Source organism: Natronococcus amylolyticus DSM 10524, from assembly GCF_000337675.1.
Taxonomy (GTDB): Archaea; Halobacteriota; Halobacteria; order Halobacteriales; family Natrialbaceae; genus Natronococcus; species Natronococcus amylolyticus.
Map to the genome: position 1 here is coordinate 182,450 of NZ_AOIB01000021.1, position 25,032 is coordinate 207,481.

Sequence of the window (25,032 nt, forward strand, 5' to 3'; positions counted from 1 at the left end):
ACGGCGTATGCGTCCCACGGCGGTGATCTCGGCATGACGATGGAGGATCGTATCGAGGAACTCGAGGAATTCCGGGAAGAAGCGCGAATGGGCGGCGGTGAGGACCGAATCGAGAAACAACACGACAAGGGGAAGATGACCGCCCGCGAGCGGATCGACTACTTCCTCGACGAGGACACGTTCACGGAGTTCGACCAGCTCCGGACCCACCAGACGAGCCAGTTCGGGATGGAAGAAAAGAAGATCCCGGGCGACGGCGTCGTCACGGGGTATGGCGAGGTCAACGGCCGGACCGTCTTCGTCTTCGCGCACGACTTCACCGTCTTCGGCGGCTCACTGGGCGAAGTCTTCGCCGAAAAGATCTGCAAGGTGATGGACATGGCGATGGAGGTCGGCGCCCCCATTGTCGGGCTCAACGACTCCGCCGGTGCGCGCATCCAGGAGGGCGTTAAGAGCCTGGCGGGCTTTACGGAGATCTTCCGGCGCAACCAGCGCGCGAGCGGTGTCGTTCCCCAGATTTCAGGGATCATGGGCCCCTGTGCGGGCGGCGCGGTCTACTCTCCCTCGATCACCGACTTCATCTTCATGGTGAAGGACACGAGCCACATGTACATCACCGGTCCCGGCGTCACCAAGACCGTCACCGGCGAGGACGTCACCCACGAGGAACTCGGGGGAGCGATGACCCACGCCGACAAGACTGGTGTCGCCGAGTTCGCCTGCGAGAGCGAGGAGCAGGCGTTGGACGACATGAAGCGGTTGCTCTCCTACCTCCCGCAGAACAACGTCGAGGACCCGCCGCGGGTCGAGCCCTGGGACGATCGGGACCGACGCGACGAGGCCCTCAAATCGATCGTCCCCGACAGCCCGCAGAAGCCCTACGATATGACCAACGTCATCGACTCGGTGGTCGACGAGGGCTCGTTCTTCGAGGTCGCGGAGAACTTCGCGAAGAACATCGTCGTCGGCTTCGGCCGCCTCGACGGCCGTTCCGTGGGTCTGGTCGCGAACCAGCCACGGGTCAACGCCGGCACGCTCACCGTCGACGCCTCGATGAAGGGGTCACGGTTCGTCCGCTTCTGTGACGCCTTCAACATCCCGATCGTCTCCTTCGTCGACGTTCCCGGCTACATGCCCGGCACCGATCAGGAACACCGCGGGATCATCCGCCACGGCGCCAAGCTACTCTATGCCTACTCCGAGGCGTCGGTGCCGCTGCTGACGGTCATCACCCGCAAGGCCTACGGCGGCGCCTACTGTGTGATGGCCTCGAAGAACCTCGGCGCCGACGTCAACTACGCCTGGCCGACCGCCGAAATCGCCGTCATGGGACCACAGGGCGCGGTCAACATCCTCTACCGCAAGGAGCTCGCCGAGGCCGAGAACCCCGACGAGCTCCGGGACGAACTCATCGAGGAGTACCGCGAGGAGTTCGCCAACCCCTATACCGCGACGGACAAGGGCTTCCTCGACGACGTCATCCTCCCGACCGAGACGCGCCCGCGACTGATCGACGACCTCGAGATGCTCGAGACGAAACGCGAGGACAACCCCGACAAGAAACACGGCAACATCCCGCTCTGAGATGACCGCACAGCACCAGTCGAACGCCGACTCCGGCACCGACGCCGTCGATCTGCTAGGTGGGCTCCCGGAGGGCGTCGAACTCGAGTTGCCCGACGACGCCGACAGCGAGGAGGCCGCGGCTATCGTCGCCGCGATCGGCGCCCACCTCCACGACCAGGCGCTCGCCGCCGCGGCCGCCGCGGCCGACGAGGAGGAGACCTGGCAGGACCGCCGCTGGGCCTTTGCCGGCCGCGTGCGCGCCCAGCAGCAACGCACCGTCCGCGTGCCGCTCGACGCGCCGACCGATCCCTGGTCGGCCGCCGGACGAACCGACCGGTTCTGAGCGGGGCTCGAGCCGTCGACCTCTCGTTTTTCACGCGCTCGCTTCGAAGCGGTAGGGAGTGAAATTTCGTCCCCTCGACGGTAGAACTATACTCCCGACTCGAGAACCGTCCGACAGCGAAGATGTCAGCAGTACGAACACACGGCGGGGAGCGAATCGGATCGATGCAACGAGGCGACCCAAACCGGGTCGGCGTCGAATGAGGGGACGGCTCGCGCTGTTCGCGGTCGTGCTCGTCGTGCTGACCGCGGGCTGTGGCGGACTCGTCGGCGACGACGGCGATGACGACGAGGAGGGCGGCGACCGCGAGCTGGCACCCGGGCTTGCCGAGTCGGGCGTAACGGACTCCAACCTGCTGGTCAACGAACACCGCAGCCAGCTCGAGGACCGGCCCTTCCGGACGGAACTCGAGCGAACGGTCGTCGACGACGGGACGACCATCGGAGCAGAACACGTCTCACAGGCCGTCGCAGCCGGTGGCGCGCCGGCCCGCGAGCGCACGGTGCTGGAGGACGACACCGGGACGGTCGAGTACGACCAGTGGATCCAGCCCGAGACGCCGCTCGTGCGACACAACGAGTCCGGCTCGGTCGCCTACGGCGTCGGCGGTCACCAGTCGGTCGGTCCGTCGCCGCCGATCCCGCTGGACGACGCCTACGACGCCGTCGACTCGGTCGCGGTCGAGGAGGACTCGAGCGAGCGGTACGTCCTCGAGGGAACCACCGAAGATCTCGGGAGCTACGAATCGGTGGCGTTCACGCTCGTCCTCGCCGAGGAGGGTTATCTCGAGGCGTACGCACTCGAGGGTATCCTGCCGGACGACGAGGAGTCCGTCCTCGCGACGGATCGGACGACCGTCGAGGAGGAGTTCTTCCTAGAGCCGACCGAGACCGGACCCGAGGAGCCGGCGTGGCTCGAGGAGGCCCGCGAGGAGATCGCCGCCGAACACGACGACTGACGGCGCGTGCGGCCGCTTCGGTCGAAAGTTGTCAACTGGAAGGAGTTCATCGGTTGACCGATTCGTTGCGAAAAAGTAAGGTAGGCGCCCCGTGACGGTTCTGACAGAAATGTTCAGGAAGGTTCTCGTTGCGAACCGCGGGGAGATCGCCGTTCGGGTGATGCGGGCCTGCGAGGAGTTGAACGTCGGAACCGTCGCGGTCTACTCGGAGGCCGACAAGGACTCGGGACACGTCCGCTACGCCGACGAGGCGTACAACGTCGGCCCGGCCCGCGCGGCCGACTCCTACCTCGATCACGAGGCCGTCATCGAGGCTGCGCGCAAGGCCGATGCCGACGCGATCCACCCGGGGTACGGCTTCCTCGCGGAGAACGCCGAGTTCGCCGCGAAAGTCGAGGACGCCGACGGGATCACCTGGGTCGGCCCCTCGAGTTCGGCGATGGAGTCGCTGGGTGAGAAGACCAAGGCCCGGAAGATCATGAGCAAGGCCGACGTCCCGATCGTTCCCGGCACCACGGATCCCGTCACCGACCCCGAGGAGGTCAAAGCGTTCGGCGAGAAGCACGGCTACCCGATCGCCATCAAGGCCGAGGGTGGCGGTGGCGGCCGCGGGATGAAGGTCGTCTGGGACGAAAGCGAGGTCGAGGAGCAACTCGAGAGCGCGAAACGGGAGGGCGAGGCGTACTTCGACAACGACTCCGTGTATCTGGAGCGCTACCTCGAGAACCCGCGTCACATCGAGGTCCAGATCCTCGCCGACGGCGAGGGTAACGTCCGCCACCTGGGCGAGCGGGACTGCTCGCTCCAGCGCCGCCACCAGAAGGTCATCGAGGAAGGACCGTCCGCGGCGCTGACCGACGAGCTCCGCGAGCGGATCGGCGAGGCCGCCCGTCGCGGGGTTGCCGCGGCCGACTACACCAACGCCGGCACCGTCGAGTTCCTCGTCGAGGAGGACCTCGGCCGGGACGGCCTGCTGGGGCCGGACACCAACTTCTACTTCCTCGAGGTCAACACCCGGATCCAGGTCGAACACACCGTCACCGAGGAGATCACGGGCATCGACATCGTCAAACGCCAGATCAGGATCGCCGCGGGCGAGGCGGTCGATTTCGCCCAGGACGACGTCGATATCGACGGCCACGCCATCGAGTTCCGGATCAACGCCGAGAACGCCGCGAAGGATTTCGCGCCCGCGACGGGCGGCGAGCTGACGACCTACGACCCGCCGGGCGGGATCGGTGTTCGGATGGACGACGCGCTCAAGCAGGGCGACAAGCTCGTGACCGACTACGACTCGATGATCGCGAAGCTGGTCGTCTGGGGTGCCGACCGCGAGGAGTGTCTCGAGCGCTCGCTGCGGGCCCTGCGGGAGTACGAGATCGAGGGAATCCCGACGATCATCCCGTTCCACCGGCTGATGCTCTCCGACGAGCGGTTCGTCGAGAGCACCCACACGACGAAGTATCTCGACGAGGAGCTCGACGAGAGCCGGATCGAGGAGGCTCAGGCCCAGTGGGGCTCCGAGAGCGCCGACGCGGGCGACGACGAGGAGGCCGTCGAGCGCGAGTTCACCGTCGAGGTCAACGGGAAGCGGTTCGAGGTCAACCTCGAGGAACACGGCGCGCCGGCGATCCCGGCGGGTAACGGCGGCGCCCAGTCTCAGGCCGGCGGGCCGCCCGAGCCGGCCGGCGGTTCCAGCGAGGCCGAGACCGAGATCGACGGCGACGGCGAGACCGTCGATGCCGAGATGCAGGGGACGATCCTCGGCGTCGAGGTCGAGGTCGGCGACGAGGTCGAAGCCGACGACGTGCTGGTCGTCCTCGAGGCGATGAAGATGGAAAACGACATCGTCGCCTCCCGCGGCGGCACCGTCTCCCAGATCGCCGTCGAGGAGGGCGAGAGCGTCGACATGGGCGACACGCTGGTCGTCCTCGAGTAGTCGTACTGCCCGCCCGCTCGCCCCCTTGCGAAACCATCGCAATATATACTGCCGCGAACGAATAGCGAAATAGAGTATACGAATGACCGCCCTCCGTTCGACTGCTTCGACGCTGTACGTGGTTCGAAGCGAGGTCGATCCCGACTGCGAGTACCACTGCGATGCGCTGGCATCGCGGTTTCCCGACGCCACCGAGATCGACTTCGTCGCGGGCGAGCGGCCCCCGCTCGAGGACGCCGACGGCGTCGTGTTGACGGGGAGCACGGCGGCCGTCTACGAGGCCGACCGCCGGCCGTGGATCGCCGACCAGGAGGCGCTGGTCCGCGAACTCGTCGATCGAAAGATCCCGACGCTTGGAGTCTGTTTCGGCCACCAGGTAGCCAACGCGGCGCTTGGCGGGACCGTCGAGAACGTCGGCACGACCGCGACGCTCGTCGAGGCCGACCTCGCCGACGATCCGCTGTTCGAGGGCGTCGCCCCCGTCGTCCCCGCGGTTCACGGCGACGCCGTCACCGAGCCGGGCGAGGAAATGGATGTGATCGTCGCGGCCGACCACGCCCCCGTGTTCGGCACGCGCCACCGGTCGGCCCCGCTGTGGACCGTCCAGTTTCACCCCGAGATCACCGCCGCCGTCCGCGACCGCCTCGTCGAGGACTTCGGCTGGGAGTCGAAGCCGTTTTCGTTCGACGACGTCTCGGCCGACCGCGTCTTCGAGAACTTCCGGACGCTCGTCGACGAGCGACGGGAGTGACCGGGAGGCTGCGGTCAGGAATCGAGATTCAGCAATGAGCCGACAGCGTCGGCCACGTCGTCCATGGTGGCGTCGGCGCGATCGACCTCACCGGTGAGACTCAGGTACCCGTGAGCGAGCGACGGGGAGTGACAGTGATGCGTCTCGACGCCGTCGGATCGCAGTCGGTCGGCGTAGGCGGCTCCCTCCGAACGAAGCACGTCGTGGCCGGCCGTCGCGACCACCGCGGGTGGACAGCCCGCGAGCGAGTCGGCCCACAGCGGGGCCGCGAGCGGGTCCTCGGCGTCGGCCGGCTTCGCGAGGTACTGTTCCCAGAACCACGCCACGTCCGCACGGAAGAGCAACGGTGCGTCCGCGTGCTCGCGGTACGACGATCGCTCGAGGTCGGGATCGAGCATCGGGTAACAGAGCAGCTGTACGGCGAGGGACACGTTCCGCTCGCGAGCCCGGAGCGCGAGCGCGGCGGCGAGCCCGCCCCCGGCGCTGGTTCCGGCGACGCCGATCCGATCGGGGTCGACGCCGATCCGGTCGGCCTCGTCCCGGGTCCACTCGAGTGCGGCCCAGGCGTCCTCGAGGGCGGCCGGGAACGGGTGTTCGGGCGCCAGCCGGTAGTCGACCGAGACCACGACCGCGCCGATCCGCGCCGCGAACTCCCGGCAGAGGTCGTCGGCCGAATCGAGCGTGCCGAGGACCCAGCCGCCGCCGTGACAGAAGACCAGCGCCGGGGGTGGATTCCGCTCGGTCTGTAGACCGGGGCGATAGATCCGTATCGGCACGTCGCCGTCGGGTCCCTCGAGACGATGGTTCCGAACCCGCTCGAGCCTCGGTCCGTCCCCTGCAGCGAAGACCTCGTCCTCGAGGCGTCGCGCCTCGGAGACGGACAGCTCGTGCCACGCGGGGAGGTCGGCCACTCGGCCGCTTTGGAGCAGCTCCGCGAGCTGGGGGTCGAGTTCCGCGGTCGCCTCGTCGTCCATACGCCGACTGAGTCCCGGAGGATAGTAGCGGTACCGTCGAGCCGTCGGATCGTGCGGTCACGACCGCGACAGCGGCGCGGTGCCGAAACCTTCCAGTGGGCACTCCCCAACTGTCCGGCATGGACCCCGGCTTCGACCCGGATCGATCCGACGACGTAGCCGACCCCCGTGAACGGGACGCGAGCGACCCCCTGGCCGAGTTCCGGCAGCGGTTCGACGTTCCCGGCGAACTCTACCTGGACGGCAACTCGCTCGGCCCGGTTTCGGACGCCGCCGAGCGATCGCTCGAGCGCGCGCTCGAGGAGTGGCGCGAACTCGGCATCGAGGCGTGGACCGATGCCGACCGACCCTGGTTCCGGTACGGCGAATCCCTCGGCGACGAGCTCGCGGGGCTGGTCGGCGCCGACGGGGAGGAGGTCGTCGTCGCCAACTCGACGACGGTCAACATCCACACGCTCGTCGGCACCTTCCTGGACGCGCGGGACGACCGCCCGCCCGGAATCCTGGTCAACGAGCTCGATTTCCCGACCGACCACTACGCGATCCGGTCCCAACTGCGCCAGCGCGGGCACGATCCGGACGAGCACCTCCACGTCGTCGAGAGCCGGGACGGCCGAACGATCGCGGAGGACGACGTCGTCGCGGCCTTAGAGGACCGCGAGGTCGACATCGTGTTCATGCCGTCGGTGCTCTACCGGAGCGGGCAGCTGCTCGATGTCGAACGCATCACCGAGGCGGCCCACGAACACGACGCGCTCGCGGGCTTCGATCTCGCACACTCGGTCGGCGTCGTTCCCCACGAGCTCTCCGCCCACGGCGTCGACTTCGCCGTCTGGTGTAGCTACAAGTACCTCAACGCCGGCCCGGGAGCGATCGCCGGGCTCTACGTCGACGACCGTCACTTCGGCGAGACGCCGGGACTCGCAGGCTGGTGGGGCCACGAGAAGGAGACGCAGTTCGAGCTCCGCGAGCGGTTCACGCCTGCGGAATCGGCGGGCGCCTGGCAGATCGGCACGGTTCCGGTGCTCGCCGCCGCACCGCTTGCCGGCTCGCTCGAGATCGTCCGCGAGGCCGGCATCGATCGGATTCGGAAGAAGTCCCTCGAGCTGACCGCGACGCTCATCCGACTCGTCGACGAGAGGCTCGCCGAGTACGGCTGTACGGTCGGGACGCCGCGGGCGTCGGAGGATCGAGGCGGCCACGTGGCGATCGAACACCCCGAGGCCGAACGAGTGAGCGAGGCGTTGCGCAAGCGCGGCGTCGTCGTCGACTTCCGCCCGCCGAACGTGATCCGTGTCTGTCCGGCACCGCTGTACACCGGCTTCGTCGACGTCCACGAGTTCGTGGCCCAGCTCCGGGACGTCCTCGAGACCGGCGCCTACGAGGACGTCGATCCCGCCGGGAGCGTGAGCTAGACGCCGACGACGTCCTCGTCGGTCGGCCCCTGCCCGTCGAACTCCTCGACGAGCGCGTCGAGACGCTCGGGATCGTCCGCACCGGTGAGCCGTCGGGTCGCGGTTTCGCAGTCGGCGTCGATGCCGAGGTCCGCACAGGCCAGGTCGGCCGTCGCCTCGGCCATTCGCCGGTAGGTCGTCAGCTTCCCACCGACGATCGTCGCGAGGTTGGCGACGTCCTCGTCGGCGTGGTCGAGCAGGTGAAAGCCCCGCGAGATCCCCCGTGCGTCGAGGGCCGCCTCCTCGGGCTCGTAGAGCGGACGGACGCCCCACCACGTCCGCAGGTGGGCGGCGTCGGCGACCGCGGGGAGCATCTTCGCACACTCCTCGACGGAGCGTTCGACCTCCCAGTCGGCGCGCTCGTACTCCTCGGGATCGTCGACGGGGACGCTCGTCGTACCCAGAACGACCTCGTCGTCGTGGGGGACGACGATGTCGCCGTCGTCGGGATCCCGACAGCGGTTGAGAACCGGCTCGAGGCGGTCGTAGTCGACCGAGATCATCACGCCCCGCGTCGGGCGGAGGTCGACCGTTCCTCCGGCCAGCGCGGCGACGTCGCCGGCGTAGGGGCCGGCGGCGTTGACGACGTACGCCGGCTCGATCGTCTCGCCGACCTCGCCGCCGAGGTCGACCTCCGTGATGCGACCGTCCTCGCGACGCATGTCGGTGACCGGTGCGTGGGTCAGAATCTCCGCACCGTGTTCGCGGGCGTCGGCCGCGTTCGCCGCGACCAGCCGCGAGGGGAGGACGACGCCGTCGGGGACGCGCATCGCCCGCTCGACCTCGTCGCTCAGATCGGGAATCTCGTCGCGTGCGGTAGCGCCGTCGACGACCTCCGTCGGGATACCGACCTCCTCGCAGGCCTCGCGTTTGGCCTCGAAGTAGGCGGGGTCGTCCCCGGTCAGCTGGACGAAGAGCCCGCCCGTCTCCCTGACGCAGGCACCCGCGATCTCGGCGAGCGTACGGCTCTCCTCGAGACAGGCCCGGGCTTCGGGACCGTCGGCCTCGGCGTACCGGGCGCCGCTGTGGAGCAGGCCGTGAGAACGTCCCGAGGTACCCGCCGAGAGCCCGCCGCGCTCGGCGAGGGTGACGTCGACGCCCCGAAGCGCGAGGTCTCTGGCGATTCCGGTGCCGGTGGCGCCGCCGCCGACGACGAGGACGTCGGTTCGGTTGTTCATGTCCCGTCCCAGGGACCGCGGAGGGACATGCCTTTCACCTCACGCAGTAGGGCTCGAGGACTCCCACGGGAGGGGACCGTCGTACCCCGACGGGACGTACGGACAGAGCGGATCGCTCTCGAGCGGGTTTCCGGTGTGGGCGTACGCCCGCGAGCGACTGCCGCCACAGACCGTTCGGTAGGGACAGGCCCCACACTTCCCCTCGAGGGCGTCGCGATCCCGGAGCTTCCGGAACAGGGGCGCCTCGCGGTACAGTTCGTGGACCGGCCGCTCACGGACGGAGCCGACCGACTGCGGGAGAAAGCCCGAGGGGTAGACCTCGCCGGTGTGGCTGACGAACGCGAAGCCGTCGCCCGCGATGACCCCGGTTCGGCCACCGTTGCCCCCGCCCCCGTCCGCGTCCGACGCGTCGTCCGCGCTGCGCTGGGCGACCACGCGACGGTAGTGGGGCGCCTCGGTGGTCTTGAGCCCGAACGGTTCCTCCTCGGCCACCACGGCGAGCCACCGCATCACGGCGTCGGCCTCGGCGGGGTCGATCGGCTCGAGGACCCGCCCACGACCGATCGGGACCAGGAAGAACACGCTCCACATGACGGCGCCGACCTCGCTCACCAGCGAGCGGATCGCGGGGAGGTCGCCGACGGTCTCCCGGCAGACGGTCGTGTTGACCTGGACCGGGATCCCAACGTTTCGTGCATCTTCGACGGCCCGAATCGTCTCCGCGAAACTGCCCGTCTCGCCGCGGAAGGCGTCGTGGCGCTCCGCGGAGGCGCCGTCGAGGCTGACGGCGATTCGCTTGAGCCCCGCGTCGGCGAGGGCCTCGACCCGGGCGGTCGACAGCGAACGGGTCCCGCTGGGGGTCATCGTCGTTCGCAGCCCCAGCTCGTCGCCGTAGGCCACCAGCTCCGCGATATCGTCCCGGACGAGCGGATCCCCGCCCGAGAGAACCACGAGCTGTCCCTCCCCAAACGCGGTCGCCTCCTTGAGCAGCCGTCTCCCCTCGGCGGTCGAGAGCTCGTCGGGATGACGGTCGGGCTGGGCGTCGGCCCGGCAGTGGTCACAGGAGAGGCCGCAGGCCTGGGTGACCTCCCAGATGAGCACGACCGGTCGCTCGGACGTATCGACGTGGTGCATCGGTTCGAAACTGGTCGCGGCGAGGACAAAACCGGACCTCGCGTTCTCGAGGCCCGGGAACGGGCGGGAAGATGTTCGCCACAACCGACTTCGGGGAGGCGTCGACTCGACGTCCGTATGGTCGAGAAGACGGTGCGCTCGAGGGTCGACAGCGAGTCATCGGGGTCGAGTCCCCGCTGGGAGGTGTTCGTTCGCGACGAGGCGTCCGATCCGCTGACTTACGCAGGGAGCGTGGTCGCAGCCGACGACGAGACCGCCCACGAGCACGCCTCGCGGCTGTTCGGCTGGTACGCCGTCGAGGTGTGGGTCTGTCCGGCCGACGACATCGAGCGGTACTCGTCGCGAGAGAACGAACCCGATGACGCCAGTCGAGCTCGCGGAGACGGGGCGGAGCCCCGCGTCTACGAGGAGACCGAGGGAACGCCTCGGGTGCGCGAGCGCTGGTTCGGATTGCTGTACCGGTTTACCGGCGTAACCGCGACCCGGGCGGCGGTTGAGTTGGTAATGAAGTAGACCGTATGAACGACGGCGCGACTCAGCAACAGAACATGAACGGGTAGATCAACGCTACCCGGTCGCCCGCCTCGAGTTCGGTCTCGAACCCCTCGAAGTGCTCGTTGAACCGGCCGTTGATACAGACGCGAGCGTAGGGGCGGGTCTGGTCGCCCTCGGGGTTCTTTCGCCAGGTTCCCGGCAGTTCGTCGGGAACCGGCGCCCAGCCCCTGGCCGTCGCATCGGCCTCGGTCTCGGCGATGAGCAGCTCCTCGACGTCGTACTCCTCGAAGAAGGCCTCGAGGAACTCCCGCAGGGTCGTCCCCTCGAAGGTGAACTCGAGGTCGTGGTCGCCGACGGCGTCCCGGACGTGGCCCGTACACCGAACGTCGACGGTCGTCGTTTGCACCTGCTGGTCGACCGCAGCGGTCGTCTCTGTAGTCATACCTGAAAAGACGGGCCGATCGGCCAAACGGATACTGCCGAACATGTTCACCGTTCCGAGATCGCATCGACCACATTCCCTCTCAGTACGGCGGTTTCTCGAATCGGTTACTGTTGGCTACTTTTGGAGATCGACGGAACGTCATGCAACATTTAGTAAGGAATAAACAGTATTTCAGCCTAGGCGAAGGAAGAAAAAGATTATGTGTCGTTGATTGCTGCGTTTGAGTGCAGACGATGTCCCTCCAAACAGACCACCCACTGCATCCCGCCGAGGACGGGCAAGACGCCGACGCGAAGCCGGTATCGCTCGACGACGACGACATTTTCCACATTCTCCAGACGAACCGTCGTCGAGACGCGATCCGATACCTCCTCGAGCACGACGAACCGGTCAGGATGCGCGACGTCGCCGAGTACGTCGCCGCCATAGAAAACGACACGACCGTCGCGGAGCTGAACTCGACGGAGCGCCAGCGCGTCTACATCCCGCTGTACCAGTCCCACCTCCCGAAACTCGACTCGGAAGGGATCATCGAGTACAACAAGTCCCGCGGGATCGTGCGCCCGACCGAGACGCTCGAACTGTTCCGTCCGTACCTCGAGTTGCCCGGCGCCGACGGCGAGGGCGACACCGACGCCGGCCGACTCGAGCGCCGCGAGACCGTCCTCGCCGTAACGAGCGCGAGCCTGCTGCTCGCCTCGGCGGTCGGCGTCTACGCCGCCGTCAACGCCGCTGCGACGAGTTTCGCGCTTGCGGCCGTCATCGGCGCGATCGCGATCCCCGGCCTGGCGGTCGGAACGATCGCCACTGCAGCGTTCGCGCTGCTGGTCGGAACGAACTACAGGCCGTCGTTCGGCCCGTTCTCGGAGTAGGGACTCGAGAACGAAAGGGTGGTGTCTGTTACTCTGTTTCTGCTATTCGAGCCGTTCCCGTAACCGCGTCGACGTCGATCGCGACGGGTCCACGGTCGGTCTCGAGCGTGACGGTCCAGGTTCCGCTGGTCCGATACGGCTGTTCAAGCAGCGAGAGCTCGGCGTACCCCTCGTCGGTCGCCTTCGTGCGGGCGATGCGCTCGGCCGCCTCGGGCGCTTCGATCTCGATCTCGTCGGTGAGCCGAACGCTGACAACCGGAACGTCCGACAGCCGGACGACCCGCTCGGCGACGCTCCCGACCAACACACGGTCGAGTCCCGTCCGACCCTGCGTTCCCATGACGACCATATCGATCCCCGCCTCCTCGATGTAGTCGAGGATCTCCTCGTGGGGAACGCCGCTCTCGACCGCGGTCGTGACTGAGACCCCGTCGCGGACGGCTTCGGTCTCGACCCGTTCGACCGCTCGTCGTGCGCCCGCGGTTACGTCCGCCCGATCCTCGAGGGTACCGAGCGGCCCCTCGGGAACGACCGACAGCGCGTGGACCGTCGCGTCGAAGCGGTCCGCGATCGTCAGCGCGTGCGTGATCGCTCGTCGGGTCCCGTCGCTCCCGTCCGTCGGCACGAGGACGTTCTGGTACATCGGGCCGAAGGTTAGCGTGGCGGGAATAAATAGCCCGTGCCGGCGGCCGGTAGTACCGACTCGTCCGTCGGCAGGCGTTATTTCCGGTAGCCGATTCACCGAACGTCTCGAACAGTGTGAACGCTTTTCATCGTACGCGAAGACGTTGTCGTGGAACATGACAAATCTTGTCAACCGCGTCGCGAAGACCGTCCGCCAGTACGGCGAGAACGCTGCGATCGGATTCCGGGGGAGCGAGACGAGCTACGAGGAGTTCTGGGGCCAGACCGGCGCCTTCGCCGCCGCGCTCGAGGAGCGCGAGATCGGCGGGGGCGACCGGGTCGCGATCTACCTGCCGAACGTGCCGCCGTTCGTCATCGCCTTCCACGGCACGCTGCGGGCCGGCGGGGTCGTCGTCCCGATGAACCCCCAGTACAAGGCTCGAGAGATCGGTCACCTGCTCGCCGACAGCGGAGCGACGGTCGTCGTTACGCTGGCCGATCTCGTTCCGTTCGTCGAGGAGGTCCGCGACGAGACCGACGTCGAACACGTCGTCGCAGTCGGCGGCGAGGCAGACGGCGCGACGCCTTTCAAGGAGTTCCTCGAGCCCGGCACACCGGACGTCGTCGAGCGTGACGACGACGACGTCGCGGTCCAGCCCTACACCAGCGGGACGACGGGCCGTCCCAAGGGCGTCCAGCTCACCCACCGCAACCTCGAGTCCAACGCCCGGATGGCCAACGAGCTCATTCCGGACGGGATCCGCCCGGACGACAAACAGCTCGGCGTCCTTCCGCTGTTCCATATCTACGGGATGACCGTCGTGATGAACGCGACGCTGTTCGGGGGCGGTACCTACTACGCGGTGCCGGAGTGGGACGCCCAGGAGGCCGTCTCGATCGTCGAAGACCAGGAGCTGACGCTGATGCACGGCGTGCCGGCGATGTACAACGACGTCATCAACCAGCCCGACGCCGAATCGTTCGATCTCTCCTCGCTGCGGCTCTGTGGCGTCGGCGGCTCGGGCATCCCCGTCGAAGTCCTCCGGCGGTTCGAAGAGCTGTACGACGTGCAGCTCTACGAGGGGTACGGACTGACCGAGACCAGCCCGATCACCCACTTCAACAGCCCCGTCGACGGGCGACGCGTCGGCAGTATCGGGCGGACGGTTCCCGGGGTAGACGCTCGAGTCGTCGACGGGAACTTCGACGAGCTCGCTCCGATCACCGAGGGGCCCGTCGACGAAGCGAACACGGATATCGACGAGATCGCCGGCGAAATCGTCGTCTCCGGGCCGAACGTGATGAAGGGCTACTACGGCCTCCCCGAGGCCAACGAGAGGGCGTTCACCGAAAGCGACGGCAAGCGGTGGTTCCACACGGGCGATCTCGGCTACCGCGACGAGGACGACTTCTTCTACGTCGTCGACCGCGAGAAACACATGATCGTCACGGGCGGCTACAACGTCTACCCGCGGGAGGTCGAGGAGTTGCTGTTCGAGCACGAGGCGGTCGCCGACGCCGCGGTCGTCGGGATTCCAGACGAGCGCCGCGGCGAGACCGTAAAGGCGTACGTCGTCCCCGTTCCCGACGCCGACGTCGAACCCGACGGGATCAGGGAGTACTGTCTGACGAACCTCGCGGAGTACAAACACCCTCGCGAAGTCGAGTTCGTCGAGGAACTTCCCCGGACGACCACCGGGAAGGTCCAGAAGTTCAAGCTCCGCGAGCGCGAAGAGGACGCCGCGGAGTAGCGGCCCGAGGAACGGAGCTCGAGCCACGAGAGCCGGGCGAAGTCGGGAGACGAAATCGTCACCCGCGTGCGCCCCGGTGGGGCGTGATATCACGGTTCTCAAAAGTTCTTTATTTTAGCATTACGTATCTAATACGTCGCCTTTCCTGCGGGTGGGCGCGAGGTGCAAATGACGAACACAAGAGATGTACTCCTATTCGGACTGTTAGCTGTCGTGTGGGGATCTGGATTCACCGCGATCGAGGTCGGACTGGACTCGTTGCCGCCGCTGCTGTTCGCGGCGTTTCGTTTCGATACCGCTGCGCTGGTTTTCTTCGCGCTCGTCGTCGCGAGCGGTGCCCGGTTGCGCCCGGGGAGCCGCGACGACATCTGGCTGGTCCTGACGACCGGGGTTTTCCTGATCGGGGCCCACTTCGCCCTGCTGTTTCTCGGACAACGCCACGTCTCGAGCAGCGTCGCGGCGATCGTGCTGAGCTTCGCGCCGATCGTCACCCCCGCAATCGCGCTCGCGGTCCTTCCGTTCCACCGGATTCGAGCGACGGACGTTCTCGGCTTGCTCGTCGGATTCGTCGGCGTCGCCGCCATCGCCGTCGCGGGTGGGTCCCTCGGCGGTCGATTCGCCGGCATCGCGCTCCTGTTCGGCGCGGCCGTCACGTTCGCGTTTGGCTCCGTGCTCACCCAGCGATTCTCCCGGACCCTCCCGCTGGTCTCGCTGCAGGCCTGGTCGATGCTCGTCGGCGCGGCAATCCTTCACGTCGGCAGCCTCGCCCACCCTTCGGAGGCACTCTCGGGAGTCGACTGGAACGGCGGGGCGATCGCGGCGATCGCCTACCTCGGTGTCGTCTCCACCGTCGGCGGGTTCCTGCTGTACTTCGCGCTGCTCGAGCGCGTCGGTCCGACCAACGCGAGCCTCGTCAGCTACGCAACCCCGGTCATCGCGGCGGTGTTCGGTGCGGCGCTGCTGGGCGAACCGATCACGGTCGTAATGGCGCTCGGGTTTGCGCTCATCGCCGTCGGGTTCGCGCTCTGCCAGATCCGCCCCCTCTGGCAGCTCGTTCGCGGCCTTTGGGGCTCGCGGCACGCCCCCATCGAAGGCGGAGCGGTTCGGGTGCGCGGCAACGAGTACGTCCTCGAGGAGCCGACCCTCGAGCGCTCCCGTGTCAGCACGGGTCAGGGGTACGGTCCCTCCAACGGCCGGAACGGAACCGCCCAACCGGTAGCTGACGACTGAGCTGCTCGTATCGAAAACGAACGCAATCATCCAGTTGCTTTCTCTCGGTTCATCCAATCGTGGGGAGGTACCGGCGAATCGGGCCTGACGCTCGGCTCCATCGCCGTCGAGGCGAGTTCCAGTCACTCCGCCTCGAGCGGGCACACGTCCGCCGACGGGTCCGAGGTCGTCGACCGACACCGCGCGAACCACGTCCTCGTTTCGTCGTACGCCAACAGGTCGGCGACCGCGGCGTAACAGTCGACCGCTCGATCGTCTTCGCGGTCGTCCGGCCGTTCACCGTCGTCGGCGTCCCTGGCCGACTCCGTCTCGAACACTCGGATCGACGCCGTTTCGTGGCCGTCGAATCGAACGTCGACGCGGTACCGTCCGGGCGCCGACGGCCAGCCGCAGTGGACGTCCGTTCCCGGGACGACTCCCGCTTCGTCGTCATACGCCGCGACCGTCTCGGTTGCCGAGAAGACGCGCTCGTCGCCCCGGTAAACGTCGACGTGAGCGGTTCGCTCGCGCTGGGTCTGGTTCGTGAGGATGATTCGGCCGAGATGGACGTCCTCGCCCCGGTTACCGAGGGCGGCGACACAGACCGCGGCGCCACCGATCGACGCCGAACTGAGCGAAGCGAGGACGCCCCGTCGATGCATAGCTGACGAGTCTCCCATCGGAGTAAGTATTTTCGGGCCCGCGATCACCGTCGTATTCGTCGGCGGTCCGTGGCGACGATTGGACAGCCCCGGTCAGCCACGTTTCGCGGCTGTGTAGTCGCTCGGCCTCGCTGCGATCGAGAAGTGACGGTGCGTAACGGAACCGAACCCGGTTCGAGGCCGCTCGAGCGAGGCCCATTTTCGCCGCTCAGTGAGAAAGCTGAGAGGACACGGAGCCGGCCACTGAGGTCGAACGGCAGGCACAGTCGCCGACTCGTCCTCGAGAAGGAACCCGACGGCGCTACTGGCTTTCGGCCCGATTCCCCTCGGTCGGCCCGCCCCCGACGGGTGAGAGCGTCGAGACGCGAGCGTTCTCCTTGATCTCGAGCCCGCCGTCGGGAACCGAGAGGGGGAGCAGCGGGAGGTGAGAGCTGACCTGGACGGTCGGGTGAGACCCCCCGCGAGCCAGCAACTCGTTGTTCGGCTGGAGGAGCAGCGGCTCCTCGAGGTCGGTGAGGAACTCGTTGTGCTGAAGCACGTACCGGCCGCCCTCGAGGGACCACCAGCCGTACTCGTCGTCGGGGTCGCGCCGGCTGGTTTCGACGGGCTCGAGGTCGGCGTCGGCCAGCTCGTCGCCGCCGAAATCGAGGCTTCCGGGGGCGGCGACCTGGTAGATCGCGCTCACCGTCAGGTCGATCCCGCGGTCGTGGACCTGTACCGGTTCGTACACGAGGTTGTCGACGGCGTCGGCGATCGGGTGGTCGTCGCTCATATCGGTCGAACCGACGGTCCCGAGCGGCAAAAAACGTGCCGCCCGGAGAGAGCGAAACGGTATCGTACCGTCGGTCGGAACGGCGACGCATGGACGTCAATCGGCAGCGACTCCGCAGGGATATCGAGGAGAACGCCGCGTTCGGCGCGACCGACGCCGAGAGTGGACGGGGCCGAACCGTCCTCGCGGGAACCGAGGCCAACCGGGAGGCACGGGATCGGTTCGTCGACCACTGTGCGGACGCGGGACTCGAGGTCTCGGTCGACGCCGTCGGCAACGTCGCTGCGACCTGGGTCCCCGAGAACGCCGATCCCGAGGCTGCCCCGGTCGCAACGGGCAGCCACCTCGACTCGGTCCCCGAGGGCGGGATCTTCGACGGACCGCTGGGCGTCTACGGTGCCCTCGAGGCCGTCCGGACGCTACAGGAGACCAATCTCAAGGGCAGTCTCGAGCGCCCGATTACGGTGGTCTCGTTCACCGAGGAGGAGGGCACCCGCTTCGGCGGCGGGATGTTCGGCTCGTCGGTCGCCACGGGTCGCCGGAGCGTCGACGACGCGCTCGCCGCGACCGACGACGAGGGGATCGCCGTCGAGGACGCCCTCGAGTCGATCGGCTACCGGGGCGAGGGGGCCCTCGACGCGGGCGCGTGGGACGCCTTCCTCGAGCTCCACATCGAGCAGGATACGCGTCTCGAGGAGCGCGGGATTCCGGTCGGGATCGTGACGACGATCACCGGAATCACCCACGCGACCGCCGAGTTCGTCGGCGAGGCGAACCACGCCGGAGCGACGGGGATGGACGAGCGAACGGACGCCCTTGCGGCGGCCAGCGAGTTCGTGCTGGACGTCGAGTCGGCGGGCCGCGAGCACGCCGACGCCGGCGAGGGGACGGCCGTCGCGACCGTCGGCAAGAGCCGGGTTCGGCCGAACGCGACGAACGTCGTCCCCGGGACGGTCGAGCTCGGCGTCGACGTGCGGGACGTCGAGTACGACACGATGGAGACGATCCTCGAGGATGCGACGACGACCCTCGAGCGACTCGAGGCCGAACGCGGCGTCGAGACGGGTTTCGAACGCGAGATCGACGTCGAGCCGGCGCCGATGGACCGTCGGTGTCGGGACGCCCTCGAGCAGGCTGGCGCCGAGGCGGGGATCGACACCGTCGAACTGCACTCCGGGGCGGCCCACGACGCGATGCGAGTTTCGCGGGTGACCGATGCGGGGATGCTGTTTGCCCCCTCGCGGGACGGGCTCTCGCACACGCCTCTCGAGTGGACCGATTGGGAGGATTGTGCGACAGCGACGCAGGTACTCGCGGGAGCGCTCGCGGAACTCGCGGGCGCCGACGAGGGCTAACCCGTTCCCCGAACGCTTTGGTAGACCCTCCCGCAAGGGGAGGTATGACCGACGTTCTCAGCGAGGAGATGGCGAGATTCGTTCGCGCGGTCGGCCCAGAGCCCGACGAGACCCTGCGCGAGATGGACGAGTACGCCGACTCGGCAGACTTCCCCCACGTCGGACCCGAGGTGGGCGGCTTTCTGCGATTTCTCGCCCGCATCGTCGACGCCGAGCGGATCTTCGAGTTCGGCTCGGGCTACGGCTACTCGGCGTACTGGTTCGCCGACGCGCTCCCGGAGACGGGCGAAGTTGTCCTCACCGAGGTCGACGAGGACGAGCTCGAGCTGGCCCGCGAGTACATGGCCGCGGGCGGCTACGACGACCGCGCGCACTACGAACTCGGCGACGCCCTCGAGACGATCGAGGAGTACGCGGGGCCGTTCGACGTCGCGTTGATCGACCATCAGAAACACCGTTACGTCGACGCCTTTGAGGCCGTCCGCCCGAAGATCCCCGTCGGCGGCGTCGTCGTCGCGGACAACGCGATCACTGCGGGACCGATCGAGTTCGAGACGCTGCTCGAGGTCGTCGAAGCGAACGACGAGAGCGGAGAGTGGACGATCCCCGACTCGGCCAACGAACACACCCGTGGTATCGCAGCATATCTCGAGCGCGTGACCCGTGACCAAGCTTTCGAGACCGTCGTTCTTCCGCTCGGTGAGGGGATCGCCGTCAGCTACCGAGTGGAGTAGTCGGGGGCCTCGCCCTCGAGGGACTGCTCGTCGGCGACGTCCGCGCCCGAGCTCGCGTACTCCCGGAAGCCGAGAAAGACCGTCGTCGAGCAGGGCAACAGCAGCGAGGCCCAGGTCAGCGCCGACAGCGAGTGGACGCCCGCCGTCGTCGACCCGGGGGCGGCTCCCGCGATCGTCTCGAGGCCGACGAGGTGCAGTCCCGCGACGCCGAGGAAGGCGATCCAGAGCCCCAGCGAGAGCCGGGCCAGCGTCGGCCGCGAGACCCGGTTGGCGTACAGCGCCACGCAGTAGACGCCGCCGACCGCCAGCGCGGTCGCACCCGCGGTCATCGCGGGACCTACGCCCGCGGCGGTCGCCGCGCCGGCACCGGCGAAGAGGGCGAACGAGACGGCGAGCAAGCGCCGATCGGACCGAGGAACTGTCGGAAGCACGTCGAACACCGTTTCCTGGGAGCAACACTCGACCGTACAAATACCTGTTGGCTGCCTCCGTGCGGCGTGGATTCGTCCCGCAGCGACCGAAATACGGCGAACGTGGGGAGCGAGCGTCACGCCGCTCGACGTCGGCTTCGAATCGTCGAGTAGGACGACTGCGACGAACCAAGTTCGAGTGAGTACTGCGCACGGCTTTACAATATCCAAAACCCGCGGGACCCATCCAAAGGGCCTCCAGATAACCCAAAATAATGGAAAAACGGCACGCAGATCACCTCGAATTATGTGCGATACAAAATTTTTAATCCGATCGAGGCTCGACGTTCGAGTATGAAGCGTACCCGTATTAACTCGGACGACCAGTACGGTGTCGACTACTACCTACCGGGGACGCCCACGGCGTTCGAAACTCCGGACAACCTGATTGAATCCCTCGAGCGGCTGTTCCGTCCGCGTGGACGGATCGGTGCAGAGCGAGAGCGCGAGCGGACGAACCGCTAACACTCGGAGTCTTCGTCCCGCCGCGTCGCGGCTCGAACGACGTTTTCGGCGAGTGCCGCGAGGGTTACCGGACCGACGCCGCCGGGAACGGGCGTGATCGCGCTCGCTCTTTCTGACGCGCTCTCGAACGCCACGTCGCCGACGACCCCGTCGTCTCCACCCGGTTTTCGATTCGCGCTGACGTCGACGACGACGGCACCGCTCGAGAGCATCGAACCGTCGACCACTCCCGGTGTGCCGGCCGCGGTGACGACGATATCGGCTCGGCGCGTGTGCGCGGCGAGGTCGGTCGTCCGCGAGTGACAGACCGTAATAGTCGCGTTGCCGCACGAACGCTTCTGTAGCAGCCGGTTCGCCAGCGGCTTGCCGATCACGTCGGACCGGCCGATGATGACGACGTCGGCTCCCGAAACCGGGACGTCGTACGCCGAGAGCAGCCGACACACCGCGGCCGTCGTCGCCGGAACGAATCGCGGCTCGCCGGCGACGAGCCGTCCCACGTTCTCGAGGTGAAGGCAGTCGACGTCCTTCGTCGGCTCGAGTCCCTGCCTGACCGCCGCCAGCGAGACGCCGTCAGGGAGGGGGACCTGGACGAAGACGGCGTCGATCACCGAGGTCCCGCCCAGTCGCTCGAGTTCGCGGTACAGCCGCTCGGCAGGGGCGTCGGGCTCAAGACGAACGTCCCGGGTGGCGATTCCGACGTCGGCGCAGGTCTCGTGTTTTAGCTCCACGAATCGCTCGTCGGCCGGATCGTCACTCATCAGGACCGTCGCGAGCGTCGGCGTCGTCGCCCTCTCCCGGAGCGTGCTGACCCGGTCGGCAACGCGCTCGCGGATCGGCGCCGCGACCGGCTCGCCGCGAAGCAGTTCGGGTGACACACTCGTGGTTCGTCGACCGGCGCCTTGTAGGGTTCGCCGCCCTCGAGTCGACGGGTCCGAAACCGGAACGGTTGGAAAGCATTTGGTCCTCCCGTTCGAGTATCCGACCATGGCATACGAGTACACGGGTGATGCCGCCGCGCGTCTCCTCGAGACGTACGACACCGACGCCGCTACGGGACCGGAGTCGTCGGCGCCGTTCCCACAGGACCGCAGGCGACCGGAGCTGAACCTGCTCAGGCGGCTCCTGTTTCCCGGCTGCTGGAACGCCGACGGGTTACTCGAGGACGAGTCGGCGGTTCGAAACACGCTCACGGAGCTGGGATCACACTACGAGTCGGGGATCCGAGCCTACTCCGGGTCGGATCCGGCCGGGACGACGACCGACGTGCTCGACCGCCTCCCGGAGCTTCGCCGAACCCTCGAGAAGGACGTCGAGGCCGCCTACAAGGGCGACCCGGCCGCACGGTCGGTCGTCGAGATCGTCCGCTCCTACCCCGGGCTGCAGGCGATCATGGTCCAGCGGGTCGCCCACTGTCTCTATGACGCTGGCGTTCCCGAGTACGCGAGGGAGCTCACGGAGTACGCCAAGACGGTGACGGGGATCGACATCCACCCGGGGGCGCGGATCGGCGACCACTTCTTCGTCGACCACGGCACCGGCGTCGTCATCGGCGAGACGGCGACGATCGGCGACTGGGTCCGGCTCTACCAAGACGTTACCCTGGGGGCGCTCCACTTCGAGGAGGAGGAAGACGACGAGAAGGCCCTGAAGAAGGGGTACAAGCGCCACCCCGACATCGGCGACAACGTCGTGATCGGGGCCGGAACGAAGGTGCTGGGCGCGATTACGGTCGGCGATCACGTCAGCATCGGCGCCAACTCCTGGGTGACCGAGGACATCCCGGATCACACCAGCGTGTTCGTCTCCGAACACCCCGAACAGGAGCGAAAACGAAACGGGTAGTCAGCGGTGCTTCTCGAGCGTCTCGGCCCGCCAGGACTCGAGGTCGGGTACCTGGTTGAACGCATAGATGTGAACGCCCCGGATGTCGTATCGGGGGTCGGTCGCGTACGGCGCGAGCCCCTCGAGCAACGTGTCGGGCGAGTAGGTCCCCCTGGAGCCGACGAGCTGGCGAACGAAGCCGACGATCCCGCTGGTCTTTTTGAGAAAGCGGACGGAGTCGCCGACGCCGACCTTCTTCGAGATGCCGAGCAGCCGCTGGTACTTCATCACGCCCGGGATCCCGACCTCGACCGGGAGCTCGACGCCGCGGGCGCGGATCTCCTCGACCCACTCGATGACCGCGTCGGGATCGTAACACAGCTGCGTGACGATGTAGGTCGCGTAGGGTTCCTTCTCGGCCATCGACTCGGCCAGCGTCTCGTCGTCGATGAAGGCGTGGCCCTCCGGATACCCCGTGATCCCGACCTCCGCGAACGAGTAGGGGAGCTCCTCGAGGGCGACCAGCAGTTCCAGTGCGGACTCGAACTCGCCGGCCGGCTCCTCGCGGTCCCCACCGGGGACGAAGATATCCGTCACCCCGGCCTCGGTGAGTCGGCGGGCGATCTCCTCGAGGTGGTCTTGATCCTCGACGTAGCGGGCCGCGACGTGAGGGACGATCTCGTAGCCGCGCTCGCTAGCCCGCTCGCTCCACTCGATCGTCGCCTCGAGCCCGAGCGTCGGGGAAGTGGTGATCGCGATCTCCGAGCCCTCGGGAAGGTGGCCGAGCTGTTCGTCGATGCTCTCGAACGGCATCAGCTCGAAACGTGGCTCCTCGAGGAGCTCGACCATCCCCTCGGCGGTCGGGATGGACTGGATCTCTCCGGACACTATTCGGAGGCCTCCTCGCGAGCGCTCAGCTTCGCCTGCTCGCGCGCGCTCGGGTTGACCGAGGGCTTGAACGGCACCTCGGAGACCTTGGCGTACACCGGCTCGCCGGGCTCCTCGGCGTACTCGTCGGGGAGATGAACCTGGAACTCCGTCTCGATGTCGCCGTCGTACACCTCCCTGACGTCGCCGTCAAGCTTCTCGGCGGGGACGAACCCGAGCGCGAGGTTCGTCTCGAGTTCGGGGTTGTACCACGGTGAGGTGACGTAGCCACACTCATCGCCCGTCTCGGGATCGGAGATGAGCCAGAAGTCGGGCGCGTAGTCCCGGATCGGCTCGCCGGCCAGCTTCAGTCCGACCATCTTGTGGACGAACGGGTACTCGCCGTCCTCGATCAGTTCCTGCTGGCGCTCGAGTTCCTCCTTGCCGACGTAGTCGGCGTCCTTGTCGTCGGGGACCTGGTAGGCGAGGTTGACCTGGAACGGCGACGTCTCGTGGTCCATGTCCTGGCCCCACGAGAGGATGCCGGCGGCGATACGTCGGTGGTGTGCTGGGGCGACCTGCATCCCGCCGTGGTCGACGACGGCCTCGTAGACGGGATCCCAGACGGCCTCGGCGTGTTTCGTCGCGTCGCGGACGTAGATCTCGAACCCCTTCTCGCCGGAGAAGCCGGTCTGGCTCACCAGCACCGAGACGCCGTTGATTTCGGCCTCCATCAGCCCGTAGTAGGGGATCTCTTTGACCTCCTCGCCGACGACGTCGACCATCACGTCGACCGACTTCGGTCCCTGAACCTGCATCGGCGCGACGTCGATCTCGTCGATCTCGACGTCGAAGTTCTTCCCGACGTTGACCCCCTGGAGCCACTGCATCAGCGTCGAATCCGAGAGCGAGAACCAGAACTCGTCCTCGGCCGGGCGCAACAGGACGGGATCGTTCAGGATGCCGCCGTCCTCGTTACAGAGGATGACGTACTTCCCGTGCATCGGCTCGATCTCGGTCGCGTCCCGCGTGATGACGTAGTTCGTGAGCGCCTCCGCATCGGGTCCCTTGACACGAATCTGGCGTTCGACCGCGACGTCCCACAGGGTTACGTGGTTGACGAGCGCGTCGTACTCCTCCATCATCCCCCCTTCTTCGGGTTTCAGCATCCCGCGTGGGTGGTAGATCCGGTTGTAGACCGTTGCTCGCCAGGCGCCGTTCTCGACGAAGGACTTGTGGAAGAACGGCGACTTCCGGACGCGCGTCGAGACGAGCATCTCGATCCCCGGGTCGCCGGACTGGCGGAGGTTCCGGGGGAGGGTTCGATCGGACTGGTCGACTGTCGGGTAGTTCGGGTGGCTCTCGGTCCGTCCTGCTTCCTTGTCAGACATTACCATATACGTGTCTTCGGGAGCACATAAATGTGGGAGTTGAGGCCAGAGACGGCCGCTGCAGAAACTCTACATTACAGTGTTCCGGACTGTTGTGGTTCGCCCTCGAGGAACGGCCCATTCTGACTGAGACTCCGACCGACGCCGGACCAGCCTCCAGCGCCGGACTCGAGCGACCTATCGGTGCGGAGCCGCGTCTTTTTGTCGCTTCGGCGAGACCAGTACGCTATGGTTCCGTTCACGGGTGGCGTTCCGCACTGTAACCGCTGCGGGTGCGAACTCGAGGGGGACGAGGAAGGCTGTCCTCGATGTGGGTTCAACCCCCGGCAGATGGGGTTACGCGTCTCGATGGGGTTCCTGTTGATCGTCGTCTGTTCGATGACGGCGATCGTGCTCTCGATCCCCGTCTGGACCGGGCTTGCACCGATTCTCACCGGGCTCGCGGCCGTCTCGTTCGGACTCGCCGTGGTAACGTTTTTCGTCTCGTTTCTCGCTACCCCGTCCCGGCTCGGATTCCTGTTCACTCGATTCTGACAGCCACGCCAGCGCTCGCGAGAGCTGTAGGTCGAAAGGACTATCAGACGGTGTGATCCTCTGACAACTACACGGATAGTTACCAAAGCTATATACCTGACAGCAGGGAATCGGTATAATGGGATTGGTAGTACATGTCACTCGAGACGTGTTCGCACGGTAGCGCCCTGACGGCGGCTCGAGCGATCGGAGTCGGCAGGTCGGATCGAGCGGTTCGATCGGAGTGTCACGAACTACCGCTTCGAACGGGCTCGGCGTACGGTTT

General features: G+C 67.1%; 26 protein-coding genes. 15 read left to right on the forward strand and 11 right to left on the reverse strand.

Annotated features, from left to right (window positions below):
* Positions 1–39 precede the first annotated feature (39 nt).
* The 5 genes from C491_RS09805 to C491_RS09825 all read left to right on the forward strand — a co-directional run bounded on the left by C491_RS09805 (position 40) and on the right by C491_RS09825 (position 5,557).
* Entirely contained in the window at positions 40–1,584 is a 1,545-nt protein-coding gene (locus C491_RS09805; protein ID WP_005555724.1) for an acyl-CoA carboxylase subunit beta, read from the forward strand.
* Between the two features lies 1 nt (position 1,585).
* Positions 1,586–1,909: a hypothetical protein gene (locus tag C491_RS09810; protein ID WP_005555727.1), complete on the forward strand. Its 324-nt coding sequence runs from the start codon at positions 1,586–1,588 to the stop codon at positions 1,907–1,909.
* Between the two features lie 199 nt (positions 1,910–2,108).
* The gene (locus C491_RS09815) at positions 2,109–2,867 is read left to right on the forward strand and encodes a hypothetical protein (RefSeq protein WP_005555729.1); all 759 of its coding nucleotides are present in this window, start codon (positions 2,109–2,111) and stop codon (positions 2,865–2,867) included.
* Positions 2,868–2,976: 109 nt separating this feature from the next.
* Positions 2,977–4,806 carry an acetyl-CoA carboxylase biotin carboxylase subunit gene (locus C491_RS09820; RefSeq protein WP_005555731.1) on the forward strand — a complete coding sequence of 610 codons (1,830 nt, stop codon included), beginning with the start codon at positions 2,977–2,979 and terminating at the stop codon, positions 4,804–4,806.
* A gap of 82 nt (positions 4,807–4,888) precedes the next feature.
* A complete protein-coding gene (locus tag C491_RS09825; protein ID WP_005555733.1) occupies positions 4,889–5,557 on the forward strand; it encodes a type 1 glutamine amidotransferase in 669 nt (222 codons plus the stop codon).
* Between the two features lie 14 nt (positions 5,558–5,571).
* Here C491_RS09825 and C491_RS09830 read toward each other — a convergent pair whose 3' ends face one another.
* Positions 5,572–6,531, reverse strand: coding sequence for an alpha/beta hydrolase (locus C491_RS09830; protein WP_005555734.1), 960 nt, complete (start codon positions 6,529–6,531; stop codon positions 5,572–5,574).
* 119 nt (positions 6,532–6,650) lie between these two features.
* Here C491_RS09830 and kynU point away from each other — a divergent pair, with 119 nt between their 5' ends.
* Positions 6,651–7,946, forward strand: coding sequence for a kynureninase (kynU, locus tag C491_RS09835; protein ID WP_005555735.1), 1,296 nt, complete (start codon positions 6,651–6,653; stop codon positions 7,944–7,946).
* Here the strand turns inward: kynU and C491_RS09840 are convergent.
* On the reverse strand, positions 7,943–9,163 hold the full coding sequence (locus C491_RS09840) for an FAD-dependent oxidoreductase (RefSeq protein WP_005555736.1): 1,221 nt from the start codon (positions 9,161–9,163) through the stop codon (positions 7,943–7,945). The genes kynU and C491_RS09840 overlap by 4 nt on opposite strands.
* Positions 9,164–9,202: 39 nt before the next feature.
* On the reverse strand, positions 9,203–10,297 hold the full coding sequence (locus C491_RS09845; protein ID WP_005555737.1) for a TIGR04053 family radical SAM/SPASM domain-containing protein: 1,095 nt from the start codon (positions 10,295–10,297) through the stop codon (positions 9,203–9,205).
* 117 nt (positions 10,298–10,414) lie between these two features.
* Between C491_RS09845 and C491_RS09850 the strand changes: the two genes are divergently transcribed.
* Positions 10,415–10,810 (forward strand): Htur_1727 family rSAM-partnered candidate RiPP, encoded by a 396-nt coding sequence (locus tag C491_RS09850; RefSeq protein ID WP_005555738.1) that lies wholly within the window; start codon positions 10,415–10,417, stop codon positions 10,808–10,810.
* A gap of 22 nt (positions 10,811–10,832) precedes the next feature.
* Here C491_RS09850 and C491_RS09855 read toward each other — a convergent pair whose 3' ends face one another.
* Positions 10,833–11,234 (reverse strand): MoaD/ThiS family protein, encoded by a 402-nt coding sequence (locus tag C491_RS09855; RefSeq protein ID WP_005555739.1) that lies wholly within the window; start codon positions 11,232–11,234, stop codon positions 10,833–10,835.
* A 236-nt stretch (positions 11,235–11,470) separates the two neighbouring features.
* Between C491_RS09855 and C491_RS09860 the strand changes: the two genes are divergently transcribed.
* Positions 11,471–12,109, forward strand: coding sequence for a DUF7344 domain-containing protein (locus tag C491_RS09860; protein WP_049891745.1), 639 nt, complete (start codon positions 11,471–11,473; stop codon positions 12,107–12,109).
* A gap of 28 nt (positions 12,110–12,137) precedes the next feature.
* Here C491_RS09860 and C491_RS09865 read toward each other — a convergent pair whose 3' ends face one another.
* Positions 12,138–12,752, reverse strand: a complete 615-nt coding sequence (locus tag C491_RS09865; RefSeq protein WP_005555743.1) for a universal stress protein — start codon at positions 12,750–12,752, stop codon at positions 12,138–12,140.
* A gap of 157 nt (positions 12,753–12,909) precedes the next feature.
* Here C491_RS09865 and C491_RS09870 point away from each other — a divergent pair, with 157 nt between their 5' ends.
* Entirely contained in the window at positions 12,910–14,484 is a 1,575-nt protein-coding gene (locus C491_RS09870) for a long-chain-fatty-acid--CoA ligase (RefSeq protein WP_005555745.1), read from the forward strand.
* Between the two features lie 168 nt (positions 14,485–14,652).
* Positions 14,653–15,714, forward strand: coding sequence for a DMT family transporter (locus C491_RS09875; protein WP_049891696.1), 1,062 nt, complete (start codon positions 14,653–14,655; stop codon positions 15,712–15,714).
* A 122-nt stretch (positions 15,715–15,836) separates the two neighbouring features.
* Here the strand turns inward: C491_RS09875 and C491_RS09880 are convergent, their stop codons facing one another.
* Both C491_RS09880 and C491_RS09885 read right to left on the reverse strand, forming a co-directional pair.
* A complete protein-coding gene (locus C491_RS09880) occupies positions 15,837–16,373 on the reverse strand; it encodes a hypothetical protein (RefSeq protein ID WP_160167147.1) in 537 nt (178 codons plus the stop codon).
* A gap of 283 nt (positions 16,374–16,656) precedes the next feature.
* On the reverse strand, positions 16,657–17,127 hold the full coding sequence (locus C491_RS09885) for a dCTP deaminase/dUTPase family protein (RefSeq protein WP_005555751.1): 471 nt from the start codon (positions 17,125–17,127) through the stop codon (positions 16,657–16,659).
* An 89-nt stretch (positions 17,128–17,216) separates the two neighbouring features.
* Here C491_RS09885 and C491_RS09890 point away from each other — a divergent pair, with 89 nt between their 5' ends.
* Positions 17,217–18,482, forward strand: a complete 1,266-nt coding sequence (locus tag C491_RS09890) for a M20 family metallo-hydrolase (RefSeq protein ID WP_005555752.1) — start codon at positions 17,217–17,219, stop codon at positions 18,480–18,482.
* Positions 18,483–18,526: 44 nt separating this feature from the next.
* The gene (locus C491_RS09895; protein WP_005555754.1) at positions 18,527–19,216 is read left to right on the forward strand and encodes an O-methyltransferase; all 690 of its coding nucleotides are present in this window, start codon (positions 18,527–18,529) and stop codon (positions 19,214–19,216) included.
* On the opposite strand, the gene C491_RS09900 is transcribed toward C491_RS09895, so the two are convergent.
* Entirely contained in the window at positions 19,201–19,656 is a 456-nt protein-coding gene (locus C491_RS09900; RefSeq protein WP_005555756.1) for a hypothetical protein, read from the reverse strand. The two genes, C491_RS09895 and C491_RS09900, sit on opposite strands and share 16 nt — an antisense overlap.
* 324 nt (positions 19,657–19,980) lie before the next feature.
* Between C491_RS09900 and C491_RS22925 the strand changes: the two genes are divergently transcribed.
* Positions 19,981–20,151 carry a hypothetical protein gene (locus C491_RS22925; protein ID WP_160167148.1) on the forward strand — a complete coding sequence of 57 codons (171 nt, stop codon included), beginning with the start codon at positions 19,981–19,983 and terminating at the stop codon, positions 20,149–20,151.
* Here C491_RS22925 and C491_RS09905 read toward each other — a convergent pair.
* Positions 20,148–21,029 (reverse strand): bifunctional 5,10-methylenetetrahydrofolate dehydrogenase/5,10-methenyltetrahydrofolate cyclohydrolase, encoded by an 882-nt coding sequence (locus C491_RS09905; RefSeq protein ID WP_005555758.1) that lies wholly within the window; start codon positions 21,027–21,029, stop codon positions 20,148–20,150. The two genes, C491_RS22925 and C491_RS09905, sit on opposite strands and share 4 nt — an antisense overlap.
* A 109-nt stretch (positions 21,030–21,138) precedes the next feature.
* Here C491_RS09905 and epsC point away from each other — a divergent pair, with 109 nt between their 5' ends.
* The gene (gene epsC / locus C491_RS09910; RefSeq protein WP_005555760.1) at positions 21,139–21,996 is read left to right on the forward strand and encodes a serine O-acetyltransferase EpsC; all 858 of its coding nucleotides are present in this window, start codon (positions 21,139–21,141) and stop codon (positions 21,994–21,996) included.
* On the opposite strand, the gene C491_RS09915 is transcribed toward epsC, so the two are convergent.
* Complete coding sequence (locus tag C491_RS09915) at positions 21,997–22,824, reverse strand: methylenetetrahydrofolate reductase (RefSeq protein ID WP_394295450.1); 828 nt, start codon at positions 22,822–22,824, stop codon at positions 21,997–21,999.
* A 38-nt stretch (positions 22,825–22,862) separates the two neighbouring features.
* Positions 22,863–24,233: an aminomethyltransferase family protein gene (locus C491_RS09920; protein WP_005555764.1), complete on the reverse strand. Its 1,371-nt coding sequence runs from the start codon at positions 24,231–24,233 to the stop codon at positions 22,863–22,865.
* A gap of 228 nt (positions 24,234–24,461) precedes the next feature.
* Between C491_RS09920 and C491_RS09925 the strand changes: the two genes are divergently transcribed.
* Positions 24,462–24,767, forward strand: a complete 306-nt coding sequence (locus C491_RS09925) for a hypothetical protein (protein WP_049891707.1) — start codon at positions 24,462–24,464, stop codon at positions 24,765–24,767.
* Positions 24,768–25,032: the final 265 nt, after the last annotated feature.